Consider the following 23,403-nt stretch of genomic DNA (forward strand, 5'->3'; position numbering starts at 1 on the left):
GGGGAAGGAGCGAGTTTCGGCCGTCAGCCGTCTCCAGCCCCCCATTTCGTGACTTCTCGACGTTCCTTCGTCGGCCACATCGCCGGGATCGGATCCGCCGTCGCCCTCGCGGACTGGGCCCTCGTCGATGACGCCCTCGCGCACGCTGCCGCGGCCGTCGCGGCGCAGCCCCGCCCGGCCTTCAAGGTCTTGAGTGCCGCCGAGGGGCGGGATCTGGAGGCGATCACGTCGCGCATTGTGCCGACGACCGATACCCCCGGTGCCCGCGAGGCGGGGGTCGTCTTCTTCATCGACCAGGCGCTCACGACCTTCCAGAAGGACGCGCTCGGCGACCTGCGCAAGGCGCTCACGGAGCTCAACCAGCGCGCCGGACGGGTGCGTCGTGGGGCGTCGTTCGCCGCGCTCACCGAGGCCCAACAGGACGCCATCCTCGTGGCCTATGATGGACAAGACGGATTCGGGCTGCTGCGGTTCCTCACCTTCATGGGGATGTTCGGCGAGCCGTCGTTTGGCGGCAATCGCAACGAGGTCGGGTGGAAGCTCCTCGACTTCCGGGCGCATGGCCCGCACAAGCCGCCGTTTGGCTACTACGACGCGCAGGTGACGAAATGAGCGATCAACCGCGCGCGGTGCAGTACCGCACGACTGATGTTGTCGATTTCGTGATTGTCGGGTCCGGGGCGGCCGGCGGTGTTCTCGCGAAGGAGTTGTCCACGCGCGGGCATTCGGTTGTGGTCCTGGAGCAGGGGCCGCGCCTGGGCGAGAAGGAGTTCGGACACGGCGAGATCAAGTACTGGATGAACGGTGAGCTGCACAGCAAGTCGCCGTATACGTGGCGACAGAAGCCGACCGAGGAGGCGAAGACGGGGCAGGGCTTCCTGCTGTATGCGACCCTGGTGGGCGGCAGCTCGGTGCACATGACCGCGAACTTCTGGCGCTTTCGGCCGGTCGACTTCAAGGAGCGGTCGCTGCTCGGTGCAATCAGCGGCACCGGCTTCGCCGATTGGCCGATCACCTACGACGAGCTGGAGCCCTACTATACGAAGGTGGATTGGGAGGTCGGGGTGTCCGGCGTTCCCGAGCCTGGGTCGCCGCGCCGTTCACGGCCGTACCCGATGCCGCCGGTTCCGGTGAAGTCGGCCGGGGTGCTCCTCGAGCGTGCCGCGAAGAAGCTGGGGTACAAGCCGTTCCCCGCGCCGATGGCGATCCTGTCGCGTGAGCACAATGGTCGGCTCCCGTGCCAGCACTGCGGCTTCTGCATGGGGCATGGGTGCGAGTATGGGGCCAAGAGTTCGTCGCTGGCGTCGATGATTCCCGTGGCCGAGCGTACGGGTCGGTGCGAGATTCGCGCCAATTGTGCGGTGCGAGATGTGGAGCTTGATGCGAAGGGTCGCGCCACCGGCGTGGTCTACTTCGACAAGGACAAGAAGGAGCAGCGGCAGCGCGCGAAGGCGGTGATCCTCGCCTGCAACGGTGCGGAAACGCCGCGCCTGCTGCTCACCGCCACGAGCAAGCTCTTTCCCAACGGGTTGGCCAACTCCTCCGGGCTCGTCGGCAAGTACCTGATGTTCAACGGTGGTGCGACGCTGCGTGGGGAGTACGAACATCCGCTCAACGAGTACAAGTCGGTGGAGGTGACGCGCCTCCTGCTCGACTGGTACGACAGCGACCCGAAGCGTGGGTTCTATGGTGGCGGCGGGATCGACTCCCGCTTTGATGCTGCGTTGCCGGTGCAGTTTGCGCTCAATACCCCGCAGGGAATGCGTGGCTGGGGGGCTGACTACAAGAAGTGGCTGGCACACGCCTTCACCCGCAACATGGAGTTGTTCTCGCACACGACGTCGTTGCCGGTCGAGACGAACTCCATCACCCTCGACCCGAAGCTCAAGGACGCCTTCGGCCGTCCGGCGATCCGCGTGACCTACGCCGATCACGCCGACGACATCAAGATCATGCGTTACCTGTGGGACCGGTCGAAGGAGCTGCACGACGCGGCCGGCGCCAAGCGGACATGGGGGAACCCGCCCGGGGTGCAATCCGGCACGGCGCACTTGTTAGGCACGGCGCGCATGGGGAACGACCCGAAGGCCAGCGTGGTCGACAAGTTCCACCGCACGCACGACGTGAAGAACCTCTTCATCTGCGACGGGTCGAGCCTGGTGACCTCCGGTCGCGGGCAGCCGACGATGACGATCATGGCGCTGGCCTTCCGTGCGGGGGAGAAGATCTCGGAGTTCGCGAAGCGCGGCGAGGTGTAGATGCGGCGCGAGTTCACGCAGCACGGCGCCCGGAACCGCGGGCTCGTTGTGGGGCTGTCGGTGGTGCTGGTCCTCGAGGCCGCCGTGATTCACGTCATGGTGCGCGAGGCCCCGTGGTTTGTGCACGGGTTCCTGGCGCTCACGAACGTGTTGGTGCTGTCGTTCCTGCTGCGGCACGACCGGGCCATCGAGCGCCGTCCGATTGTGGTCGGCGATGGCGCGATCCTCGTGCAGCATGGTCTGCTGTTGTCGGCCACGGTTCCGCTCGCGTCCGTTGCGGAGGTCGCGTCGGCCGGCTGGCGCGACGTGCCCGGGGATTTGACGCGAGGGTACGTGAAGGCCAGCGGCTTCGACGATCCCAACGTCCTGGTCACGCTGCGCGACGCCGTGCGCGTGCGACTCGGCTTCGGGATGCACCGCACGGCACGCGTCATCGGATTGCGCGTGGACGATCCGGCCGGCTTCGTGGCCAGCGTCAAAGCCGCATTGGTCCCGGCCATACGCGCCTGACGTTCGCTGCAGGCAGCGTCGCGGTATCACGGTACGGTGGTGTGAGGCTCCTCTACGGGGTGACCGGAGAGGCTGCGGCAGGGGTGCGTGATCGTTACGCCTAACGACCCTGGCCTGAATGCGAGCCATCTGAAATGCGAACCAGCCAGCCCATCCCGGATCCTACCGCGACCCGGCGCCGGCCGGCGAGCCCCCACGGGTTCGCCGCGTGCAGCCACTTGTTGGGAGGCCCCCCCGCGCGTCACAATGCATGACATGAAGACCGCCGCACTCACTATCCGCCTCGATCGGGACCTCGCGCGTCAGCTCGCCCGGGCGGCCAAGTGCACGGGACGCTCGCGCAGTGACCTCGTGCGCGACGCCGTCCGGCGGCAGCTCGCGCTCGCGCAGTTCCAGGAGCTCCGGCGACAGGTGCTCCCGCTCGCTGAGGCCGCTGGGTATCTCACCGACGAGGATGTCTTCCGCGACCTTTCGTGAGGGTCGCGCTCGACACCAACGTCGTCTTCGCCGCGTTCGCGACCCGCGGCCTCTGCGCCGATCTCTTGCAGGTCGTGCTCGCCGAGCATCAGTTGGTCCTCGGGGAGACCGTGCTCACGGAAGTCCAACGCACGCTCACCAAAAAGCTGCGCCTGCCCGCCCACCGCGCGGAGGAGATTGTCAGCCTTCTGCGTGAGCAGGCGGTCGAGGTCGTCGGCGACGCACCGCCCTGTCCCATTCAGGTCCGGGATCCGGCCGACCAGTATGTGCTCGCCGAAGCGATTGCGTGAAACGCCGAAGTGCTCGTCACCGGAGGTGGTGACCTCCTGGCTGTCGCTGCCCGGGCCCCGCTGTCCATTGTGGCGCCTCGGGCCTTCTGGGAACTGCTCACCAAGCGTCCGCGCAACGACGAGTAGCGAGCTGGCGGAACGCGGCGCATCCCGAAGAGTTGATGGAGGATGAGCGATGGATGACCCGATTGTGGCCGAGGTCCGGACCGTTCGCGAGCAGCTGCTGGAGCAGTCCGGTGGCTCCCTGGAGGGGTTGGTCGCGTTTCTGCGCCGCCGCGAGCGCGCGGCCGATCGGCATCCGGTTGAGCTGGACTCTGAGGTAAGCAGGCGCGCGCTTGGCACCGGCTAAACGACCAGCGCTCACATGCGGGCCATCTGAAGCAAGGCCTGGCCAGGGCGGGGCGGCTCCCCCATCGGTCCGGCTTGTGCTACGTGCGGTTATGCCGCTTGCCCATGCAGATACTACGTGGTAGTATACTACACGGGGGGCCAACGACGCGAGCATGCGGCTGAGCTTTGTCGAGACGGCAGTGTTCACGCAACGTATCCGACAGCTGGGGCTGGAGGACGGCTTGCGGGTGCTGCAGACGGAACTGCTGGCCAATCCGGAGGCGGGCGACCTTGAGCCCGGCACGGGCGGCCTGCGGAAGGTGCGCGTAGTCGACCGACAGCGCGGGAAGGGCAAGCGAGGGGGAGCGCGGGTCCATTACCTGTGGCTCCCGCACGTCCGACGGATCTATCTGGTGTACGTGTATGGTAAGCAGGAGGCCGCGGGGCTGAGCGCGCTGCAGAAGAAGGCGCTTTCCCAAGTGGTTCAGGCGATAAAGGCAGTGACTACGGAGGCAATCCCATGAAGCGAGCGGTATTTGAGGAGCTCCTGGCGTCGGCGACAGAGGCGCTGGAACATGCACAGGGCAAGCGCGAACTCCGCACGACCGTGCTGCCCCCCGCCCCAGCGCCGGTCAGCGCGGCGCAAGTTCGCCAATTGCGCCGCCGACTGAACGCATCCCAGGCGGTGTTCGCGCGCTATCTGAACGTGAGCACGAAGCTGGTGCAAGCCTGGGAGGCCGATCGCCGCCGCCCCGATGGCCCGGCGCTCGTCCTGCTGCGCCTCGGGACGCGGGATCCTGCGACGCTGACGGCGACCGCGTATGGCGTGGACGCAGCGGCGTTGCGGGCCAACGATCGTCGGGTCAAGTCACCCGGCGTCAAGCGTCCGGTGAAGCGACGAGGAACGAAGGCGGCATAACATCATGTTGCAGTGTCGGCACTCGGCGTCGCCTCGCACGCCGAATGTGGTCAGGAATTGCGTGGGGGGTGTGGGTCAATCAACCCCTCTTTCGGGTCCGGCGCGGCTCGGGCGGCGCCTCCCTGAGCGCAGGCCGCGACGGTTCCCTGAGCGAAGGTGGGTGCGGTGACGACCCCCTCATGGAGGGACCTGAACTTCCGCCGCATCAGGAAGCAGCGGGCGGCCGTTTCGATGTTCACCCTTGGAGCGCTCTGGGCGTGTGCGCGAGACGAAGCATCCATGATTCGTGACTCCGCCGGTGTGCGCATTGTCATAGCGTCGGCGTCGGCAGTGTCAGCGGGGAAGGCATGGAGCGTCGACACCGTTCCCCTGGTGAAAGTTGGCGGGAGTGCCGGAGCAGGCGATGCCGACTTGCAGCTCGTGGTTGGTGCCATGCGCCAATCCGACGGGACGCTCGTTGTGGCCGATCAGGGGAGCTCGCAGCTCAAGTACTTCGCGAGCGACGGCACACTGCGTACGGCTGTTGGGCGGCAAGGCGAAGGCCCCGGTGAGTTCCAGTACCTGGCGTGGCTGCGAGCCTGTGGTGGCGACAGCGCCTTTGTGGAAGACATCGGAGCGCGTCGTGTCCACGTCTTCACACCAAGTGGAGCCCTCGCGCGGAGCTTTGCCCTCCTGGGACCGGAACGCAACACCGCGTTCTCGACGAGCTGCTCGCGGCAGGGCCGAATCCTGACAACCGGGTGGGGCGACTTGCAGCAGAGAAAGGTTGGGGCCTTCCGCCCGATGGTAGGTGTCGCGTTCGCGTCACCGGAGGGTGAACCGACCATCTCCCTCGGGAGCTTCCCGGGGACAGAGATGTTTGGTCGGGAACAGGACGGCTTTCCGCGACGCGCGGGCAAGTGGCTCAGGATCGCCGTCGCTGGAAACACGGCATGGGTCGCAACCAACCAGGATCGCGACCTGCGTGGCTACGACACCACCGGTGCCTTGCGAGTTGTCATCCGACGCGAAGGTGATGAACCCACGTTCTCGGCGGCGGACCGCGCCTTCATCCAGCAGCTTGCGCTGGACTCCGCCTTGAATGAACGCCAGAAGCTGGACGTGCAGCGCGAATTGCAGCAGGTGGAGCTCCCGGATCGCCCGCCGTCGGTCAGCGAACTGGTTGCAGATGCCATGGGCAACGTGTGGGCCCGGCCCTTTTCGCGAGCGGAGCGTCCCAACCCTGGCTGGCTGGTGTACGGTCCCGATGGTGCCTTTGTCGGCGAAGTTGTCCTTCCCGAGGACGTGCAGGTGCTCGAGATCGGCGACGACTACGTGCTCGGCTTGCGGAACGATGCCGCCACAGGGCATAGCGTCGTGGTGTTCACACTCCGCAAAGGTCCCTGAGCATACTAGGTCTTCCTGCGGGTCCGGCGCGGCTCGGGTGGCGCCTCCTTCGGCGCCGCGTATCGCATCCGCGCGAGGATGGTCCCGATGCGCGCCGAGGCAATTGACCCGCGCGGTGACCAACGACGCGGAGCAGGGAGGATCGCTGCCAGACGCGCCGCTTCTTCCCGGGTGAGCGACTTCGCGGACTTCTTGAAGTGCGTCCGCGCCGCCATCTCCGCCCCAAAAACCCCATCGCCCCACTCGGCAAGATTAAGGTAGAGGTCGAGGATGCGCTCCTTGGACAGGCAGATCTCCAGCACGATCGTCAGGTAAGCCTCGTACCCCTTCCGCACGAACGAGCGCCCCTCCCACAGGAAGACATTCTTCGCCACCTGCTGCGTGATCGTCGATGCCCCGCGCAACCGACGCCCGCGTTTCGCACGCTCCAGGGCGTTCTCGATCTCCTCGAAGTCCAGGCCGAAGTGCAGGTAAAAGCGGTCGTCCTCGCTGGCCAGCACGGCACGTCGCAGGTGCGGGGAGAGCTCGTCGCGTCCAACGATGTCGCGCCGCGGATAGATCGGCCGCTTCCCCTCGGACAGCCGCTGCCCTGCGCGCCGGATCATGACCATGGTGGTCAGCGGCTGGATCAGGTTGAGCGGGAGGATCAGGACGAACGGCCCCACGAGGCCGAGTAGGGCCAGGAGGAGGAGGAACCGTCGGACCTGTCGCAGGGTAGGGCGTTTCACGGGGCGAAAGGTATGGCGCTGCGGTCGGCTGGACAGGGCGGGTACGTGTTGCGCGGGCGGCCGCTGCGTCATCTTTCCCGTGTGATTCCTCCCCCAGATTCCATGCGCCCAGCCTTCCGCCGTACTGCTGCTGCCATCCTCCTCGCCGTGACGGCGCTGCCAGCCCAGGCGCAGCGCGTGCGCACCGGGATCGAGGTGCTGCTCACGGACTCGATCCACCTCATCCGGGGGAAGCGCGTCGGGCTCATCACGAACCACACCGGGATCTCCGGCCCCCTCGGCAAGAGCAGCGCCGACCTGCTGGCGGCGGCGCCCGGGGTGAAGCTGACCGCCCTGTTTGGGCCGGAACATGGGATTCGTGGGATCGCGCCGGCTGGCGACCACGTGGCCAGCGGGGTCGACTCCGCCACGGGGGTGACGGTGCATTCGCTGTACGGTGCGACGCGGGTGCCGACGGCTGAGATGCTCAAGGACGTCGACGTCCTTCTATATGACATCATGGACGTCGGCTCGCGCACGTATACGTACCCGTGGACGATGGCCCTCTCGGCCGAAGCGGCGAAGAAGCCGTTTCTTGTCCTCGACCGGCCCAATCCGATTCGCAATGATCGCGTGGAGGGCGGGATCCTGGACGTGAAGTACCGCTCGTTCATCGGGCAGTATCCAGTGGCGATTCGCTACGGACTCACGGCCGGCGAGCTGGCGCGGTACCTGGTGGGGAGCGGCCAGGTGAAGGCGGATATCACCGTGATCCCCATGCAGGGATACCGGGCCGACATGTGGTGGAACGAGACCGGGCTGGCGTGGGTCAACCCGTCGCCGAACATCCGGTCGCTCGACGCGGCGCTGCTCTACTCCGGCACGGTGCTTTTTGAGGGGACGAACCTCAACGAAGGACGCGGGATGGCGCAGCCGTTCCAGATGGTCGGCGCCCCGTGGCTCACCGATGCCGGGGCGATCGCGAAGGAACTGAACGCGATGCGCATCCCCGGCGTGGTGTTCGACTCGTCGACGCAAACGATCGAAAAGGGGTTCGGCTTCAAGCACGAAGGGTTGACCGTACCCGTGCTCATCACGGTGGTAAGCGATAGAGACATCGTGAAGCCGCACGTGGTGGCCCTGCACATGCTGCGCACGATCTACAAGCGGCACGCGAAGGAGTGGACCTGGCGCGAACAAGCAATCGATCGCCTCTCGGGCACGGCTCGGCTCCGCGCGGCGGTGGAGCGCGAGGGGGGGATCCAGGCACTGATCCCGATCCTCGACCAGGAGGCCGATGAGTTTGCCAAGGCTATTGCCCCGTACCGACTGTATCGTTAGGCGTTGAACAAAACGCCGGACGGAGACTCGTCGGGTCGAGCCGGGATCCGATGACTCCTACCGCATCGACATGCATCCGGCCGTGACGACGCACCTTCGCCTCCTTGCCAGGCTCCTGTTGCTGGGGGCCACTGCGGCTGCGTGTTCCCGCGATGGGATTCCGGCAACGTTGGCGATCGTCAACGTCAACGTGGTTGACGTGGACAGCGGTGTCGTGCGTCCCAACATGACGATCCTCGTGGACGCCGACACGATCGTCCGCATGGGGCCTGCGGATAAGGTGCGCGTAGCGGCGTCGGTGGCGCGACTGGATGGTTCCGGGCTGTACCTGATCCCCGGCTTGTGGGACATGCATACCCACGCGCACCGCGACGGTCGGGCCGCGTGGCACTACCCACAGTACTTGTTGCATGGGGTAACAGGGGTCCGCGACCTTGGCACCTTCGACGACTCTGCGGCTGCCGCGCGTGCGCGCTGGCGCGTTGATGCCGATGCCCCCACGGTCTGGTGGGGGTTCGCCCCCGCTGGATGGGGTGCCCGCGGTGCTCTCGTTTGGCGTTCCCCTCACGACCGGTGCCGAAGCCCGCGCCGCGGCGAAGCGGTATGCCGACGCTGGCGCACGGTTCCTCAAGGTGTACGATCGCCTGTCGCGCGAGGTCTACATGGATCTAGCAGCCAGCGCCAGGGAGTATGGGATACCGCTCGAGGGGCACGTCCCCTTGGTGCTCTCGCCCGCGGAGGCGGTGGCGGCCGGGCAACGCACGATCGAACACCTGACGTTGGTCCTGGAATCCTGCATCCCGGGAACACTCGCCTGGGTGGCGGCCGACACCACCCGCGATGCGATGGGGCTGCTCGCTGACGGTCGACTGGCCGCCTCACTCGATCGATACGATGCGGCAGCGTGCGGGCAACTCTTCCAACGCTTCAAGGACGGCCAGACCTGGCAGGTACCGACCCTGGTCCAGATGCGCGGTGCGTACTACGTGAGCGACAGCGCCTTTGCCGCCGACCCGCGACTGGCGAACGTTCCCCCGGCGACTCGCGACGAGTGGATGGCCTATCGCGCGGACGCTGCGCCATCGACGCTCGCGGCGGGCGCAGCCGTGTTCCGTCGACAACAAACGCTCGTGGGGGAGATGTACCGCGCCGGCGTGCCGATCCTCGCCGGGACCGACGCCAGCGATGAACCGTGGGTCTTTCCGGGATCGAGCCTTCACGATGAACTGGCCTTGTTCGTCGAAGCGGGGCTCACCCCGATGGACGCCCTGCGGACGGCGACGCGGAACCCTGCGACCTATCGCGGCGAGCGGGGCCCGCTCCTCGCCCCGGGACGTCGGGCCGACCTGGTCCTGCTCCGCGGCGACCCCACGCGTGACATCCAGCGCGTACGCGACATTGAAGCGGTGATCCTGCGCGGGCGGCGCGTGGACCTGCCGGCCCTGCGTTCACGTTAGGCGCTGCTGCCCATCCGACGGCGCGGGACGGTGCGGGCAGCACCGGGTGTCACATGGTGCTGCGACCGCGCACCACACGCAGCCCGAGCGCGGCATGTCGTCGTGTGAAGAAGTCGTCCTGTTGGGTTACGCCGGCGGCGAAGGTGAGGTCCAGGTGCGCGCCCAGCGGGATCGCGCCCCACGTGCCACCGGAGCGCACCGTCATGGGGAGCACCAGGCCGGCGCCGAGTGCCTCGACCTCGCGGCCGGAGGAAACGCCGACGGTCACGATGCCGCGCTCCTGCCAGAAGCGTGAGAGGCGGGCCCCATGGGTGATGCCACGGGGTGCGTCCTCCAGCGCAGATACACTCGCGGTGTAGGAGCCGGACCACGACCCCCAGTAGCGCTCCAGGGTGCCACTCGCGAGGCGCACGTCGGAGGCGGCGTACGAGCGGACCGCGGCGCGTCCCTCTACGCCCCATCCCTTGCCGAGGGAGAGATTCGCGCGCACACCGCCACCTGAACGGGCGACCACGGCGGCTGTTGGGCTCCACATGACGTCAGCTCCTACTGTGACGCGACGTCCGGCAGCGATAGAGCCGTCCGCCACGAGCTGCCGGTCCACCTGGGCGAAGCGCTCGAGCCACGCCGCACCCACGCTCATCCCGGTGCGCGCCGACGCGCGAGCGCCGAGGGTGGCGGTGTGCTCCTGCCACGACGCTCGGCCCCCCGACAAGGCATCCATCGAGGCGCGCAGCTCAACGGTGGTGCGGGGATATTGGGCGAGAAGCGCGGCAGGGAGCAACGCAACGAGGCATGAAAGGCGACGCATGGGGGATGGGTCAGGGACGGGCAGGGGCAGCAGAGGCAGGCGCTGGTGCGGCTGGTGCGGCGGCGAAACCGCGGCGTTCCATGCGGCCCCAGTCAGTGCGGCCACGCAGGTACTTCCAGATGCCGCGCAGCCGCCAGATGACGGTGAGCTGGCGATAGCCAAACGACTCGAAGACCAGGTAGAGCATCAGGCGGGCCCGGTCGCTGACCCGCGTGTAGCGCGAGAAACTCCACTCCTCGAGCAGGAGCGAGTAGGTGCTCAACACGCCGCCAATGCCGTAGGCGACCAGGAAGAACAGGGCGGCGAACGAGGTGTTCAGCAGGCCGGCGGCCACACCAAGCAACAGGCCGATCCACCCCAGCAGCTCAATCACCGGGGCGAGCAGCTCGACGAAGACGAAGTACGGCAGGCACCACAGCCCAACGACGCCGTAGCGTGGGTTGAAGAGCATGTGCCGATGTCGCCACAAGACGTCGCTCAACCCGCGATGCCAGCGGTCCCGCTGCCGGCCGAGCACCTTGAGCGACTCGGGGCATTCGGTCCAGGCCACGGCATCGGGGACGAACAGGACGGCGTGGCGCTGCTGGGCCTCATAGGCTTGGCGACGGAGCTTGAGGACCAGCTCCATGTCCTCGCCGACCGTGTCATGCGTGTATCCCCCGGCGGCGATGACGGCATCACGACGAAAGAGGCCAAAGGCGCCGGAGATGATCAGGTTGCCGCCGAGCAGGTTCCAGCCGAGGCGACCGAACAGGAAGGCGCGGAAGTATTCCACGACCTGCACGCCGGCGACGAACCCACGGGGCGCCCGGGGATCGGTGACGCGTCCCTGCATGATCGTCGACCCATTGGCAATGCGAATGGTCCCGCCCGTGGCGAGCACCTCGTGGTTGCTCAGGAAGGGCCGAGCCAGCCGCTGCAAGGCGTCGGCGTCGACGATCGTATCTGCGTCGATCACGCAGACGAGGTCACCCGTGGCCAGGTTGAGCCCGACATTCAGCGCGTCGGCCTTCCCGCCATTCACCTTGTCCACCACCAGCAGGTTGGGATGGGTGCGCGAGCGATAGAGCTGCCGGACCGGCTTGGTCTCGATGCGCTTCCACACCATGGTGTGCACCGGCACGAGGTCGAACCGCGACGTGAGCACCTCCAGCGTACGATCCGGCGAGCCGTCGTTGATCACGACGAGCTCGAGGTTGGCGTAGTGCAACGCCAACAACGCGGTCACCGACTCGGCGATCGTCGCCTCCTCGTTGTAGGCTGGCGCGAGAATTGAGATGCTCGGCGTCACGGCCGAGCCGAGGACGCGCGCCCGGCTCTCCCCCCGGATGCGCAGCACGTGCATGATCATCTCGATCGTCGCGCAGCCCACCAGGGTGATGTAGGCGGCGTTGATCGCGATGAAGTACAGGAGGATCGCGAGGTCGAGGTCGGCCAGCCCGGTGGCAATCCAGCTGCGGACGGTATCGTTCATGCCGTCACCTGCTGGTACACGGTCTCGGGGAGGTCCAGGACCTGGCGCGCCATGTCCGCGGCGAAGGCGTTCTCCCCGCTGAGCGCCTTGCGCAGGGTGAGCGTGCCCACACTCCCCATGCGACGGAGCGCCAACGCACTCTCGCGTCGAACCGGCCAGTTCAGATCCGAGAGGAGGTGTAGCAACCCGGTGGACGCGGTCCAGGCCCCTTGCTCGCCGAGCGCGCGGGCAGCGCTTGCGCGCACGATGTAGGCGGGGTCGTCGAGGAGTTGGACCAGCGCGTCCTGTGCCCGCTCCCCGCCTAGCGCGCCGAGCACGGTCGCGCTGTGCGAGCGGACGTCGTCGTTCGCGTGCGAGACGAGGGCGAGGCACGGCGCGAGGAGCTCAGGGACGGCAAGGCCGCGCGCGACGCGGAGTCCATCCACGAGTCCCGGTGCGGCAGGATCGGCTAGGAGTCGTGCCAGCGCCGGTCCCGCGCGACGCCCCAGGCGGAGCAGCGAGTCCTGCACGGTAAAGCGGCACAGACGTTCGGGGTCTGAGAGGCGCGCCACCAACTCGTCGATGACGGCCTCGTCGTCCCGCCCCGCCGCCCAGACAAACGCCTGGGCGCGCACCACGCCACTGCGATCGCGCAGCAGGGGGCGCATTGCCGCGGTGTCGAGGTCCAGTGCAGTCAAAACGCGCGCGCCCGCGAGCCGGTCCCACCACCAGCGGCTCGCGCACATCTGTTCGGCCCGCCGGGCGGCGCCGGCGGCCAGGCCTAACGCGGCGAGTCGACTCCGCGCCCCGCCGGACAACGATTCGCCGAACTCGTGGACCAGTTCCTGTTGCACGGTCCAGGGGAGCCGAGCGAAGGCTGGGGCGCCCTCGGTCGGGTCGCCGGTGCCCGAGATCGCCCGCGCGAGGATGTCGCGACCGAGGCGACTGCGCGTGTCATGACGTTGTCGCCGCCATCGCGCGAGCGACGCACTGATCGCCAGCGCTACGGCGAACACCACCACGAGCACCGCCTCGAGGTAGACGAGGTAATACGAGACCAGGTAGAGCAGCGACTGCCTCATGTGCTCAGGGCCCGGCGGATACGCTCGGTAAGCACGGCGACGCTGAACGGCTTGGGGACGTAGTCAAACGCCCCCAACTCGAACGCCTGCACGGTCTCGGCCTCGGTGCTGCGCGCGGAGAGCACGATGACCCGCGTGTGGCGCAGCATGTCCTGCGCGGCCAGCGAACGCAGCAGGCTCAATCCGTTGAGTCCCGGGAGGTTCACTTCGAGGAGGATCAGGCGCGCGCGTATTTCTGGGCGGTCCCCGAGCAGGGCGTCGGCGGCTTCCTGGCCATCGCGAATCCAGCGCACCTGGTGCTGTCGGCTCTCGAGCGCGTGCAGCAGCACCGAGGCGACGGCCGCGTCCTCGTCGAGGATGAGGACGTCGACATGACCGCCGCTCCGGAGGTGCGGCGCGCTGGCGACGCCGAGGCACTCCTCGTCGCCGCCGCGGCCGGCGAGGACCATCGCGGCATCGGCCGCCGCGTGCAGCTCACGCACGTCGCCGCCGTCGGCGGGGAAGGTGGCGAGCCCCGCGCTGCAGGTGAAGGTGATCCGTTCGCCGGAGAAGGAGGCAAACTCCCGCGTGCGCATGGCGGCCATCACCTCGCGCACGCGAACGGTGGCATTCTCGGCTGTGGCGTCAAACAGACCGACGACGAACTCGTTCGGGCCCCACTGAGAAACGACGTCCTCTGTGCGGAACGACTGCACAAGCAGCTGGCTGAGTGACAACGATGCGGCGTCCAGGGTGGCCTGTCCCACGCGACCCAGCTGCTGCCCAAAGCGATCCAGCCGGAAGACGGCGAGGGTGACCGCGTGCCCGTGGCGTCGGCCGAGTCGCAGGAAGCGATCGATGTCCCGCTCAGCCTTGCTGCGCCCGGTAAGGCCGGTGAGCGCATTGGTCTCGCCGTGGCGCCGCAGGAGCCGCGCGCGCTGCAGGCGGTTCTCGACGCGGGCGATCAGGTCTTCGCGCACCAGCGGCTTGCGCAGGACGTCGTCGCCACCGGCGCGATAGGCATCGCGTACCAACGCAGCATCTGTCGGCGAGGCGACGAACATGACCGGTAACTCCCGCCAGCGCGGGTCGGCGCGCAGGGCGCGACACAACTCGGTGCCGGTGAACGCCCCCAAGGCGATTCCCATCACGATGAGGTCCGGCGCCACCGTCTCAAGCGTTTCCCAGTAACGCTCCGGGTCGGCGAGGGCATGCACACGATGCCCGGCCTGCTCCAGCACCAGGGTGGCGAGTTGCAGCGACCACGGGTCGGTGTCGACGACGAGGATGTTCGCTGCCGGCATCGCGCGAGCGGCGAGCTGGGCTTGCACGCGTTCGAGCGACACGGCGGGCGGCAGGCCGGGCTGCAGAGGGCCGATGGCGCCCGCGCGGGCGATGGCGAGGCGCAGGGCCATGCTGTCGTTAGGCGCGATCACCACCACCGGGCCCGGTGCGCGTCGGGCCAGGGTATCGAGGAGGAAGGTGGCCCGCTCGATCGGTGCGTCGCCCCAGTCGAGGATGATCGCGTCCGGGACCTCCTCGCCGATCGCCTCGAGGGCGGAGGCAACACTTCGCACCACCACCTCGAGTCCGGCGGCGACCCCCTCGGTGACAAAGTGATCGCCGCGGCTGCCGTCGCTCACCAGCATCACGCGCCGCGGCGCTTCGCCGTCGGGTGACAGCGACTCGGCGAGGACCGGGCGTTCGAGTTCGCGCCGGAGGGCGAGCACTTGGTCAGCGAGGCGGGCTGCGAGCCCGCGCTCCAGGGTGTGGCGCGCCGCGAAGGTCTGCTCCAGTGCGCGCGCCAGGCGTGAGCCCGTCCGAAGTCCGAAGGTCCCGACGGCCCCGGCGAGCGAATGTGCCTCGGTCTCGGCGAGTTCACGCAGCGTCTCGTCGAGAGCGCCGTCCATGAGCGCCAACACCGCGCGCTCGAGTACCTCGACGCGCTCGAGGTGCCGGTCCCGTGAGCGGGACCAGACCTCGGTGGCGTGTTGACCGAGGAAGGCGGCGGGAGCGGCGGAGTCGATCACCGGCGTGTGATGACTCCAATGCGCGTGCGGCGCACCTGGCACGCATGCACGTGGCACTTAGGCGAAAGGCGCCCGTCGTGCGGTGTCGCACAACGCGCGCGAATGGCGCCGTGACATGCCGTTCGGATCAATCGGTCCAACTGCCCATGCGGCGAAAAACTCCGGGTGCGGCTGGTGCTGCCGCACCGAACCGTCGGAAGGGCTCAATCCCTTCCCGGAGAAGGACTTAGGCCGCGCGATCGCGTCACGCTGGCGGCAGGTTTTGCCGGGCTGTTGGTCGCGCGCTACGGCGGCAGCAGGCGGGCGAGGAAGGCGGCCATGCCGTGGAGGTGATCCACGTGATCTGGCGCACTATTTCCGGCAAACCCGATCACTTCGAACCCCCCGGCGCGGGCCCGCGACAGCCCCTGCATCCCGACGGGCCCCCACTCGAGGATGGGGGTGCGGGGGAGCCCGAGCTGGGACAGGAGCCAGTCCGAGGCCTCGGTCGTCGAGGCATAGGTCCCGGGAAAGACCTCGCTGTGGGTGATGAGCATGCGCTTGTCGCCCGCGACGGCTCGGCGAGCGAACGGGAGGAAGGGGGCGAGATCGAGGGAGTCGATGGTGCCGCCGTCGGCGAGTGGCCGTCCGTCAGGGCGATAGGACGCGTGCAGTCCGTCCATGAGCAGGATGCCGCGAATTCGTTCCGCGTTGGGAGCCGTGCGCAGGATCTGGCGAATGGCACCGTAGCCGGCGGACCAGGCGGTCAGGTAGAGGTCGCTGACCTGCGGGGCGCCATTGGCGGATGCCAGGCGTGAGTCGATGGCGCTGAGGAGTTGGGTGAAGCGCGTCGAGTCGTCGACGAACGGTCGTGCATTGATTGCCGAGCCACTGCCCAGGTGTATCGTCGCCACCATGACAGGTTGTGGCATCGACGCGATGGCCTGACGCGGGAGCCAGGTGGCGCCCATGAAGTGAATGACGAGAGGCACGTTGGAAAGTCCAACGGCGCGTTGCGGGACAAACAGGTCGACCGCTGTGGGAAGTACGCCCTCGATGCGCAGCTGGAGCCCCGGGGTCTCGCCGTCGATGAGACGTTCGTGCGTCCGTGTGGTCTCGCGCATGGGCGAGGCCTGCTGGGGCGCCACCAGGGGGGCCGCGGTGGGATGGCAGCCCATGGTGAGGGCTGCCGTGCAGGTGAGCAGGATGGAGGTGCGCACACGGAGGAGGGTGCACTGCGCGCGCCCACCGCGCAACGTGCCCCTCCCTCGCGCCCCCTCCCCGTGCCCCCCGTGCTGCCCGTGCCGCTCGTGCTGCCCGTGCCGCTCGTGCCTCCTGCTTCTACCGCCGTTGCCTGAAGCCGAGCCCCACGTTAGGCGCCGTCCCATGAGAATACCGACGAAGAGTCGTTTCGTACACTCGGGGATCTCCCAGTACGAACGTGACCTGCCAATCTCGACCGTAGAGCAGGGCATGCACATTGCCTTGCTGAGAGATGCTCGCTCACGCGACGGGTGTCGCAACCGTGACGAGCGCAACCTTGTATGGAGACGACCATGGCGGAGATGAAGGGAGGGAGGGGAGGTGGTGCGTCGCGTGACGTGTATCACCTCGAGCTTGCGGGACTCGCGACGGGTGTCGAACGCCCCAACGCGATTGTGCAGGCGGTGGGCAAGGGGCGTGACGTGCTGGCGACGGTCGAGGTCGGCGGCGATGGGACCTTCGCGATCGCGGCGGACGTCGTGGCCAAGGCGGATCGGATCGTCATTGGGCCCATGGGGACGGATGGCGCGGTGGCTCGTGAGGCCGCTCTCACGTTACGTGCCCGTGAGTTCTCGCAGTTCGCTCACGGTGGGGTGCTGTCGGTGGCCGAGGGGATCTGGGTCCGTTGGCCGGGATTCCGCACCTGCGTGAGCGGGAGTGTGCGCGTCTGTCGTCGCCGCCCCTGGTGGTACGACCAGGTCTTCACGGTGGCGACGACGGTGCAGCCGCGCCTCAGCTTGAAGGCGGCGAGTCTCATCCGGCCCGAGTTGTCGTTTGCGCCCTCGCTCAACGAACTGATCATCTGGCCGTTCCGCTGCGAGCCGGTGTGCCTGGGCACGGTCGAGGTCTATCGGCGCACCTGCTGCTGCCGTCCGCTCGTGATCGACGACCTGCGCCTGGACGACCTCATTCGTCACCTCGAGATTCAGGTGTCGCGCTTCCCGGTGCCACCGCGTCCCCCGGAGCCGATCGACCCGCTCAAGACGCCGTTCTTCAAGGGTGGCGGGCTCAACGACTTCGCCCTGCATGCGGCGAGCGACCTCAACATCCTGCGCTCGCTCTCGCGTGACCAGGCGGCGCTCTACATCAATGCGCGCCCCTACCTGTTGCACCGCATCTGCACGTGCAGCACGCCGGTCAAGGTCGGGTCCGGTTCGCTCCTGCCCAACGGGGCGTTCAACATCTGCTGGTTCGACCGCAAGCGCGTGCTCGGCCCCGGCTGCAGCGACCAGTACGCCTATGTCGTCAAGCAGACCATCGGCCTCACCACGACCGTCATTTATGACGGGGTCGCGGCCGGAGGGTGGTACAAGCTGTCGGATACGCCGGTCCTGACGACGTACGATCACCGTGCGTATGGCTGCAACGACGCGGGGAGCAGCGATGGCAACGCGTACGTCTTCCTCGACCTGGTGGGAGATACGGAAAGCCATGAACTCACGACGCCAAATTCCACGGCGTGGGGGAGCGTGAACGCACCGACGGCGACGTCGGGGCTGCTCTTCCTCAATCCGGACCCGATGGGGCGCGGCCACTTGCGCAACCTCGGCGGTGGCGTCGAGCTGACCTACAACTTCAGTGAAGGGATGAAGGCGCTGGGGGCCCGGTACTATCGCCTCAGCATCACGCAGGCCGATGCGGTCGGCAACCCGACCGGTCCGCGCCACTTCTACGGCACCGGGCTTTCGTGGCAGAAGGTGAACGGGGGCAACATCGAGCCCGAATCGCTCGGACCGCAGACCGTTGGCGGGCAGTCGTTCCTCTATAAGATCCCGTTTGCGACGGATGCCAACTGGACGGGTGCCGGTCGGTACCACGCGCTTGTCGATACGACCAGCGCGCAGCTGAACGTGCCCGTGGGCACCGACATCGCCTCACCCGCGAGCAACCACCTGGTGACGCTCGAGGTGTTCGATGCCGGTGGACAGCGACTGCGGCCGTTGGGCGCGTTGGACAGTGCGACGGGACCTGGTGGCCTGCCGGGAGCCGAAGCCAACGCGGCGTTCGAGTACCGTCGGTGGTTCCAGCCGGGTGGCAGCGTGGGCGACGACACCGCAGTGGTGCCGTACGCAGCGCTGACGCACCTCTTCTGCTGGGACAATCGCCTGCCCGAGGCGGACATCACCCAGCTGGTGAAGAACGGGGTGGCGTCATCGCAGGAGTGCCAGTTCCTGGTCGGCAGTCCCGCGAGCACCTTCGGAATCGAGTATCGCGCGTATGTGCCAGATGAACGATTCCAGTACCTACACGGGATTTCGTGGGTGCGCGGGCTCAACGGGTCGTCGGCGAACGGTGGCGCTGGGTCGCTGCCAACGCCGCTCAGTCCGGCCAACGTGGGCAAGCCGCCCGCGGCGGCCCAGAACAGCGGGACGAACACGTTCCAGCAGTTGCTGACGCGCATCGATCCCATCACGGGCGCGGTGACGGTGATGAACCGGTGTTCGTTCGCGGTGACGCTCACCACGTACAGCAAGACGACCAATGGTGAGTCGTTCGGGTATCCGCACGACAGCGAGACGGCGGCGTTCGCGTTGCAGATCGAGTAGAACGTAGAAGCCAGGCAGCACGGTCGGGGCGGCGGCGCGCGAGCGTCGTCGCCTCTCCGCGTTTCGGGGTCTCGCGGCTGGTGGTGTCCGGGTGAATGTTCTGTGGGATCAGGTCACCCTTGCTTGCTCCCCGTGAAGGTCGCGGCGGGCAGCCGGGGCGCCAAGTGGCACGGAAGCACGTTCCTCCCGACCGAGTCTGACCATGGGTCGCTTAGAAACAGACATGCAGGCGAACACTGCATCGCTGACGGCGTCGACCTCCGCCTCTCTACGTGTGCACACGGCGTGGATGGTCCTGCGGACCACGGCACGCGATCGCTCCTACGTTGCGGCGTGCATCGCTACGGTTGCGTTGACGCTCGCTCTGAACAGCGCGATCATCGGCTTCGTACGAGGGAACATCCTCGGTCCGACTCCATTTCCGAACGTCGAGCGCACGTACGCCATTGCGGCATCGGGCACACAGGGCCCCGATGACATCGCCGAGCCGACCTATGATTCCCTCACGTATGCGGTTCCTGCCCTCGCGCGGACTGCGGCCTATCAGTGGGCGACCTTTGCCGTGGAGGGTGGCGGCAGCAGGCAGGAAGTCTCAGGTGCATACGTAACTCCGCGCCTGTTCCTGGAGCTGGGGGTCGCGCCGCTCATTGGCAGGTTGCCTGCGGCCACCGAGCCGCTCGAGGCCTTGATATCGCACAGCCTCTGGATGCGTCAATTCTCCAGCAGCCTACAGGTCCTCGGCAGCACCATTCTCATCAACAACGTGGCGCTCGCCGTCGTTGGCATCATGCCCGAGGGCTTCCATTTTCCTGCGCGCCAGGAGCTTTGGCTCTCGCTCGACGCCCGTCAGATCACGGGCGCAGAACCCGGACGCCGACTGTTTGCGCTGGGCTTTCCCGACCAAAAAACGTCGCTCGCGCTGGTCAACCAGCAGCTCCGCGCGATGGCTGGTCCGCGAACAGGTGAGGTGGGATACCAGGGTGTCCTGCAAGCGACGCCGTTTCGCGAGAGTCTGGTCACTTCGGACGCGCGGAATCTGGCGTACCTGCTCCTCGTGGCCGGGGCGATCCTCGCTGCGCTTGCCGCAATGAATCTTGCGGCGCTCACTGCAGCCCGCGAGATCACACGGCTGCGTGAACGCGCGGTGCAACGAGCTCTGGGCGCGTCGGATCAACGAATTCTTGGGGAGATTGTGGTTGCCGTTGCGGGGCCGGTGCTGCCCGGTGTGCTCCTCGGAGTCCTGCTCGGCACGCAGTTGCTGAACGTCGTGCGTGCGCGCGTGGCCGGTCAGTTCCCGTACTGGGCAACCTTCGAGTTCGGGATGGTGGGCCTTGTCTGGTGTGGACTCCTCAGTGGCCTGCTCGTGCTTGTGGCAGTGGGAGCAGCATCGTCTCAGCTTCGGCGGACCGATCCTTCCGCCGGACTGCGAGAAGGTACGAGAGGGTCGTACGACAGCCCCGGTGCTGCGAAGCGCCGAAGAGCAATCGTCTTTAGCCAGATCGCCTGCGCGGTAGCGATGCTGATTACTTCTGCGCGGCTGGTTCTCAGCATGCAGGAGTATCTCCAGCGATCACCTGGCTTCACCAGCTCCGGCCTCCTGACCTTTCGCCTGGTCAAGGTGCCGATGGAGGCTGGCGCCCCGAATGACGCTCTTGAGGATGTGTTGCAGGCTGTCGAACGAGTGCGCAGCATGCCGGGAGTCGCCTCTGCATCCCTGGCAAGTAGTGCTCCGTCAGCCGGTAATGCGGGCATCGCGCAGGTCCAGCTCGGCCCCGGCGCTCAAGACTCGGCGGCCCTCTCTGCCATCGTTACCGGTATTGGGACGGGGTTCCTTGAGACACTTGGGCTGCGGATGGAGGTGGGTCGCAGTCTCCGCCTCGACGACGGCAGCGAGAACGGCCGATCCGATGTGATCGTGAATGAGAGGTTTGTGGCTCGCCTGCTCAATGGAAGTGACCCGCTCGGTAGAGCGTTTACGCTCACCCTCGGCACCACGAGCATCCAGGCAAACATCGTTGGAGTCGTGCCAGACATTTCTGACCTTCTGGTGTCGGAACCGATTGAACCGGCGGTCTATGTTCCTGTTGGAGTCCTTGGGACGTCCAGCTTGTACGTCCTCGCTCGAGCTGCCGAGGGAGACGGCGCGATGCTTCTCCCTCGCGTCGGATCCCTACTGCGCTCGGAGTTGCCGCGTACAACGCTGGGCCGGCAAGCGTCGTTGAATGAGCTCCGACGCGATCTATATGCGCAGGAGTACCTGCTTACTTCCCTCGCGGTATTGCTTGCGACCGTGGCAGGCGCCCTCGCGCTCATCGGCATCGTGTCCCTTGTCCGCCTCGAGGTGGCGAGAGCGCAGCACGACGCGGCGGTGAAGCTCGCGCTCGGAGCCAACCCGCATCGCGTGGGCGCGAGATTGCTTCTGGAGATCACTTCTCTCGGCATCGGAGCGGTGAGTGGCGGGGCGCTGTTGGCATACTGGGCGGCGGGCGGTCTCAGCTTTCTCATGTACGGCATGGTAGCGCACGGGGCAGCCCCATACATCTCGACGTGTATCGGGGTTGCTTGCCTGGTCATCGGGACCGGAACACGGGGCTGGCTGCAGCTAGCTCGACTGGACCCAGCCACGGCACTCAAGTGACCTGCGGGCGTCGCAGCGGCGCGTGAGCATGGTCGCGTAAGCGGCGTGCGAATGACGGCGTTTCGGGGTCTCGCGGCTGGTGGTGTCCGGGTCCATGTTCCGTGCCATCCGGTCCCCCTCGACTTCGCCCCATGAACACGCGTCGCCAGTTCCTCATCAAGGCCCCGCTGGGCCTGGCCACCGTTGCCGCCGCCTGTCGCGGTGAACCACAGGCGGGCGCCCCGGCCGCGGGTACGCCGGCGACACCGGGTGCACCGGTCGCCTTCGGGACCGGGCCGGATTCGGGTCCCCCTGTCGACGCCGGGACCTTTGCCGCGGCCGACAAGCTGTTGCAGCTGAACACGACGGACGCCGAGCGTGGGCAGATGGCGCAGGCATGGCGTCGCACGTTTGGCGCAACGATGGAGCGTCGCGCGGGGCCGCGTGTGGTCGCGCTCGGCAACGAGCTGGCGCCGGCGACCGTCTGGAATCCTGCGGCGGCGGTGGGTTTCGTGCCGCCGACCCGTGATCGATTCGTCCGCTCGTCGGGTGATCCCGGGCCGCTTCCGGCGAGCGACGCCGAGATCGCGTTCAGTCCCGTGACGTCACTGTCGCGGTGGATCGAGCGGAAGCAGCTGACGTCGGAGCGCCTCACGGGGATCTACCTCGCGCGGATCGCGAAGTATGACCCGCAGCTCCGCTGTGTGATCACCGTGACGACGGAACGGGCGATGCAGCAGGCGCGCGCGGCTGACGCGGAGATCGCGCGCGGACGGTACCGTGGCCCGTTGCACGGGATCCCGTTCGGGGTGAAGGACCTCCTGGATACGGCGGGGATCGCGACGACCTGGGGGGCGGAGCCGTTCCGCGATCGCGTGCCGACGGCGGACTCCGTGGTCGTGCGGCGCTTGCAGGATGCGGGGGCGGTGCTCGTGGCCAAGTTGTCGTTAGGCGCTCTGGCGCTCAACGACATCTGGTTTGGCGGCCAGACGATGAACCCGTGGTTGCTCGAGGAAGGCGCGTCGGGTTCGAGTGCGGGTCCCGGATCGGCGACGGCGTCGGCGCTTGTCGCCTTCTCGATCGGGAGCGAGACGGGGGGGAGCATTGTGGCGCCGAGCATGCGGTGCGGCGTCACCGGGTTGCGCCCCACCTTCGGGCGGGTGCCGCGCACCGGGGCGATGGCCCTTTGTTGGTCGCTCGACAAGCTCGGGCCGATGACCCGCACGGTCGAGGACGCGATGCTGGTCCTGCAGGCCATCACTGGACCAGATGGTGATGACGTCGCCAGTGTGGCGTCGCACCTCGACTACGACGCCGCTGCGCCCGTGCGCGGGCTCAAGGTGGGGTATTTCCCGACGTGGATGGAGGCCGCGACCCCGGTGGATCGTGCGGCGCTTGACTTGCTCACGCAGCAGGGGATGCAGGGGGTGGAGCTGACGTGGCCCGACCTGCCACAGGCCTCACTCATGCCGGTGTTGTTCGCCGAGGCGGCGGCCGCGTTCGAGGAGATGACGCTGTCGGGGCGTGACGACCAGCTGAAGGTGCAGGTTCCGGATGCCTGGCCCAACCTGTTCCGGATGACGCGGTACCTGTCGGCGGTGGACCTGGTGCAGGGGGATCGGCTGCGTCGTCGCTTTGCGGTGGAAGTGGCAAAGCTGTTCGAGCAGGTGGATGTGTTGCTCGTCCCTTCACTGCGCGACGAGGCCCTCACGGTCACGAACTTCACGGGCCAGCCGTCGCTGACCGTGCGCACGGGCTTCGTGGAGGTCCGCGAGGCGCGCAGTGACTGGGCGCCTGACCCGGCGAATCCGCTTCCGACCTTTGATCCTCCGCGGCGGGTGCCGCACGGGGTGACGGTGATCGGTCGTCTGTTCGACGAGGGGACGGTCGCCCGCGTCGGGTTGGCGCTGGAGCGCGCGGCGGGAGTGGCGAAGGAGCGGCCGTCCGGATTCGACGCGGTGTGATCGC

At 67.5% G+C, this 23,403-nt stretch carries 20 protein-coding genes; 14 read left to right on the plus strand and 6 right to left on the minus strand.

The window, feature by feature from the left end:
• Window positions 1-48 precede the first annotated feature (48 nt).
• The 9 genes from IPK85_21335 to IPK85_21375 all read left to right on the plus strand — a co-directional run bounded on the left by IPK85_21335 (window position 49) and on the right by IPK85_21375 (window position 6,170).
• Window positions 49-612 carry a gluconate 2-dehydrogenase subunit 3 family protein gene (locus IPK85_21335; GenBank protein ID MBK8249909.1) on the plus strand — a complete coding sequence of 188 codons (564 nt, stop codon included), beginning with the start codon at window positions 49-51 and terminating at the stop codon, window positions 610-612.
• Window positions 609-2,258 carry a GMC family oxidoreductase gene (locus tag IPK85_21340; GenBank protein ID MBK8249910.1) on the plus strand — a complete coding sequence of 550 codons (1,650 nt, stop codon included), beginning with the start codon at window positions 609-611 and terminating at the stop codon, window positions 2,256-2,258. Before IPK85_21335 ends, IPK85_21340 begins: the two co-directional genes overlap by 4 nt.
• On the plus strand, window positions 2,259-2,768 hold the full coding sequence (locus tag IPK85_21345) for a hypothetical protein (protein ID MBK8249911.1): 510 nt from the start codon (window positions 2,259-2,261) through the stop codon (window positions 2,766-2,768). It abuts the gene before it with no gap.
• 255 nt (window positions 2,769-3,023) lie between these two features.
• The gene (locus IPK85_21350; protein ID MBK8249912.1) at window positions 3,024-3,245 is read left to right on the plus strand and encodes a ribbon-helix-helix protein, CopG family; all 222 of its coding nucleotides are present in this window, start codon (window positions 3,024-3,026) and stop codon (window positions 3,243-3,245) included.
• Window positions 3,242-3,535 (plus strand): PIN domain-containing protein, encoded by a 294-nt coding sequence (locus IPK85_21355; GenBank protein ID MBK8249913.1) that lies wholly within the window; start codon window positions 3,242-3,244, stop codon window positions 3,533-3,535. The genes IPK85_21350 and IPK85_21355 overlap by 4 nt, the downstream gene beginning before the upstream one ends.
• A gap of 175 nt (window positions 3,536-3,710) precedes the next feature.
• Window positions 3,711-3,884 carry a hypothetical protein gene (locus tag IPK85_21360; GenBank protein MBK8249914.1) on the plus strand — a complete coding sequence of 58 codons (174 nt, stop codon included), beginning with the start codon at window positions 3,711-3,713 and terminating at the stop codon, window positions 3,882-3,884.
• A 154-nt stretch (window positions 3,885-4,038) separates the two neighbouring features.
• Window positions 4,039-4,389 carry a hypothetical protein gene (locus tag IPK85_21365; GenBank protein ID MBK8249915.1) on the plus strand — a complete coding sequence of 117 codons (351 nt, stop codon included), beginning with the start codon at window positions 4,039-4,041 and terminating at the stop codon, window positions 4,387-4,389.
• The gene (locus IPK85_21370; GenBank protein ID MBK8249916.1) at window positions 4,386-4,784 is read left to right on the plus strand and encodes a transcriptional regulator; all 399 of its coding nucleotides are present in this window, start codon (window positions 4,386-4,388) and stop codon (window positions 4,782-4,784) included. Before IPK85_21365 ends, IPK85_21370 begins: the two co-directional genes overlap by 4 nt.
• A gap of 279 nt (window positions 4,785-5,063) precedes the next feature.
• Complete coding sequence (locus IPK85_21375; protein ID MBK8249917.1) at window positions 5,064-6,170, plus strand: hypothetical protein; 1,107 nt, start codon at window positions 5,064-5,066, stop codon at window positions 6,168-6,170.
• Window positions 6,171-6,175: 5 nt separating this feature from the next.
• Here IPK85_21375 and mtgA read toward each other — a convergent pair whose 3' ends face one another.
• Complete coding sequence (mtgA, locus tag IPK85_21380) at window positions 6,176-6,883, minus strand: monofunctional biosynthetic peptidoglycan transglycosylase (protein ID MBK8249918.1); 708 nt, start codon at window positions 6,881-6,883, stop codon at window positions 6,176-6,178.
• A gap of 117 nt (window positions 6,884-7,000) precedes the next feature.
• Between mtgA and IPK85_21385 the strand changes: the two genes are divergently transcribed.
• Together IPK85_21385 and IPK85_21390 are read left to right on the plus strand one after the other, a co-directional pair.
• Window positions 7,001-8,218 (plus strand): DUF1343 domain-containing protein, encoded by a 1,218-nt coding sequence (locus IPK85_21385; GenBank protein ID MBK8249919.1) that lies wholly within the window; start codon window positions 7,001-7,003, stop codon window positions 8,216-8,218.
• Window positions 8,219-8,709: 491 nt separating this feature from the next.
• Window positions 8,710-9,675 carry an amidohydrolase family protein gene (locus IPK85_21390; protein MBK8249920.1) on the plus strand — a complete coding sequence of 322 codons (966 nt, stop codon included), beginning with the start codon at window positions 8,710-8,712 and terminating at the stop codon, window positions 9,673-9,675.
• Between the two features lie 49 nt (window positions 9,676-9,724).
• Here IPK85_21390 and yaiO read toward each other — a convergent pair whose 3' ends face one another.
• The 5 genes from yaiO to IPK85_21415 all read right to left on the minus strand — a co-directional run bounded on the left by yaiO (window position 9,725) and on the right by IPK85_21415 (window position 16,229).
• Window positions 9,725-10,486 carry a YaiO family outer membrane beta-barrel protein gene (gene yaiO / locus IPK85_21395; GenBank protein MBK8249921.1) on the minus strand — a complete coding sequence of 254 codons (762 nt, stop codon included), beginning with the start codon at window positions 10,484-10,486 and terminating at the stop codon, window positions 9,725-9,727.
• Window positions 10,487-10,496: 10 nt separating this feature from the next.
• Window positions 10,497-11,960, minus strand: a complete 1,464-nt coding sequence (locus IPK85_21400; GenBank protein MBK8249922.1) for a glycosyltransferase family 2 protein — start codon at window positions 11,958-11,960, stop codon at window positions 10,497-10,499.
• Complete coding sequence (locus IPK85_21405) at window positions 11,957-13,021, minus strand: HEAT repeat domain-containing protein (GenBank protein ID MBK8249923.1); 1,065 nt, start codon at window positions 13,019-13,021, stop codon at window positions 11,957-11,959. The genes IPK85_21400 and IPK85_21405 overlap by 4 nt, the downstream gene beginning before the upstream one ends.
• Window positions 13,018-15,030, minus strand: a complete 2,013-nt coding sequence (locus IPK85_21410; protein ID MBK8249924.1) for a response regulator — start codon at window positions 15,028-15,030, stop codon at window positions 13,018-13,020. Before IPK85_21410 ends, IPK85_21405 begins: the two co-directional genes overlap by 4 nt.
• Before the next feature lie 284 nt (window positions 15,031-15,314).
• Entirely contained in the window at window positions 15,315-16,229 is a 915-nt protein-coding gene (locus IPK85_21415; protein MBK8249925.1) for a hypothetical protein, read from the minus strand.
• A 324-nt stretch (window positions 16,230-16,553) separates the two neighbouring features.
• On the opposite strand from IPK85_21415, the gene IPK85_21420 reads away from it, so the two are divergent.
• The 3 genes from IPK85_21420 (at window position 16,554) to IPK85_21430 (ending at window position 23,399) form a co-directional block, all read left to right on the plus strand.
• A complete protein-coding gene (locus tag IPK85_21420) occupies window positions 16,554-18,818 on the plus strand; it encodes a hypothetical protein (GenBank protein ID MBK8249926.1) in 2,265 nt (754 codons plus the stop codon).
• A gap of 202 nt (window positions 18,819-19,020) precedes the next feature.
• Entirely contained in the window at window positions 19,021-21,456 is a 2,436-nt protein-coding gene (locus IPK85_21425) for an ABC transporter permease (protein MBK8249927.1), read from the plus strand.
• A gap of 131 nt (window positions 21,457-21,587) precedes the next feature.
• On the plus strand, window positions 21,588-23,399 hold the full coding sequence (locus IPK85_21430) for an amidase (GenBank protein MBK8249928.1): 1,812 nt from the start codon (window positions 21,588-21,590) through the stop codon (window positions 23,397-23,399).
• Window positions 23,400-23,403 lie beyond the last annotated feature (4 nt).

It is taken from the genome of Gemmatimonadota bacterium (assembly GCA_016712265.1).
Lineage (GTDB): Bacteria > Gemmatimonadota > Gemmatimonadetes > Gemmatimonadales > Gemmatimonadaceae > RBC101.

What these genes read in the sequence shown, in the direction of transcription:
- IPK85_21340 (MBK8249910.1), top strand. Translation starts at nt 609, where the DNA reads ATGAGCGATCAACCGCGCGCGGTGCAGTACCGCACGACTGATGTTGTC.
- IPK85_21345 (MBK8249911.1), top strand. Translation starts at nt 2,259, where the DNA reads ATGCGGCGCGAGTTCACGCAGCACGGCGCCCGGAACCGCGGGCTCGTT.
- IPK85_21350 (MBK8249912.1), top strand. Translation starts at nt 3,024, where the DNA reads ATGAAGACCGCCGCACTCACTATCCGCCTCGATCGGGACCTCGCGCGT.
- IPK85_21360 (MBK8249914.1), top strand. Translation starts at nt 3,711, where the DNA reads ATGGATGACCCGATTGTGGCCGAGGTCCGGACCGTTCGCGAGCAGCTG.
- IPK85_21365 (MBK8249915.1), top strand. Translation starts at nt 4,039, where the DNA reads ATGCGGCTGAGCTTTGTCGAGACGGCAGTGTTCACGCAACGTATCCGA.
- IPK85_21370 (MBK8249916.1), top strand. Translation starts at nt 4,386, where the DNA reads ATGAAGCGAGCGGTATTTGAGGAGCTCCTGGCGTCGGCGACAGAGGCG.
- IPK85_21375 (MBK8249917.1), top strand. Translation starts at nt 5,064, where the DNA reads ATGATTCGTGACTCCGCCGGTGTGCGCATTGTCATAGCGTCGGCGTCG.
- IPK85_21385 (MBK8249919.1), top strand. Translation starts at nt 7,001, where the DNA reads ATGCGCCCAGCCTTCCGCCGTACTGCTGCTGCCATCCTCCTCGCCGTG.
- IPK85_21390 (MBK8249920.1), top strand. Translation starts at nt 8,710, where the DNA reads ATGCCCCCACGGTCTGGTGGGGGTTCGCCCCCGCTGGATGGGGTGCCC.
- yaiO (MBK8249921.1), bottom strand. Translation starts at nt 10,486, where the DNA reads ATGCGTCGCCTTTCATGCCTCGTTGCGTTGCTCCCTGCCGCGCTTCTC.
- IPK85_21400 (MBK8249922.1), bottom strand. Translation starts at nt 11,960, where the DNA reads ATGAACGATACCGTCCGCAGCTGGATTGCCACCGGGCTGGCCGACCTC.
- IPK85_21405 (MBK8249923.1), bottom strand. Translation starts at nt 13,021, where the DNA reads ATGAGGCAGTCGCTGCTCTACCTGGTCTCGTATTACCTCGTCTACCTC.
- IPK85_21420 (MBK8249926.1), top strand. Translation starts at nt 16,554, where the DNA reads ATGGAGACGACCATGGCGGAGATGAAGGGAGGGAGGGGAGGTGGTGCG.
- IPK85_21425 (MBK8249927.1), top strand. Translation starts at nt 19,021, where the DNA reads ATGGGTCGCTTAGAAACAGACATGCAGGCGAACACTGCATCGCTGACG.
- IPK85_21430 (MBK8249928.1), top strand. Translation starts at nt 21,588, where the DNA reads ATGAACACGCGTCGCCAGTTCCTCATCAAGGCCCCGCTGGGCCTGGCC.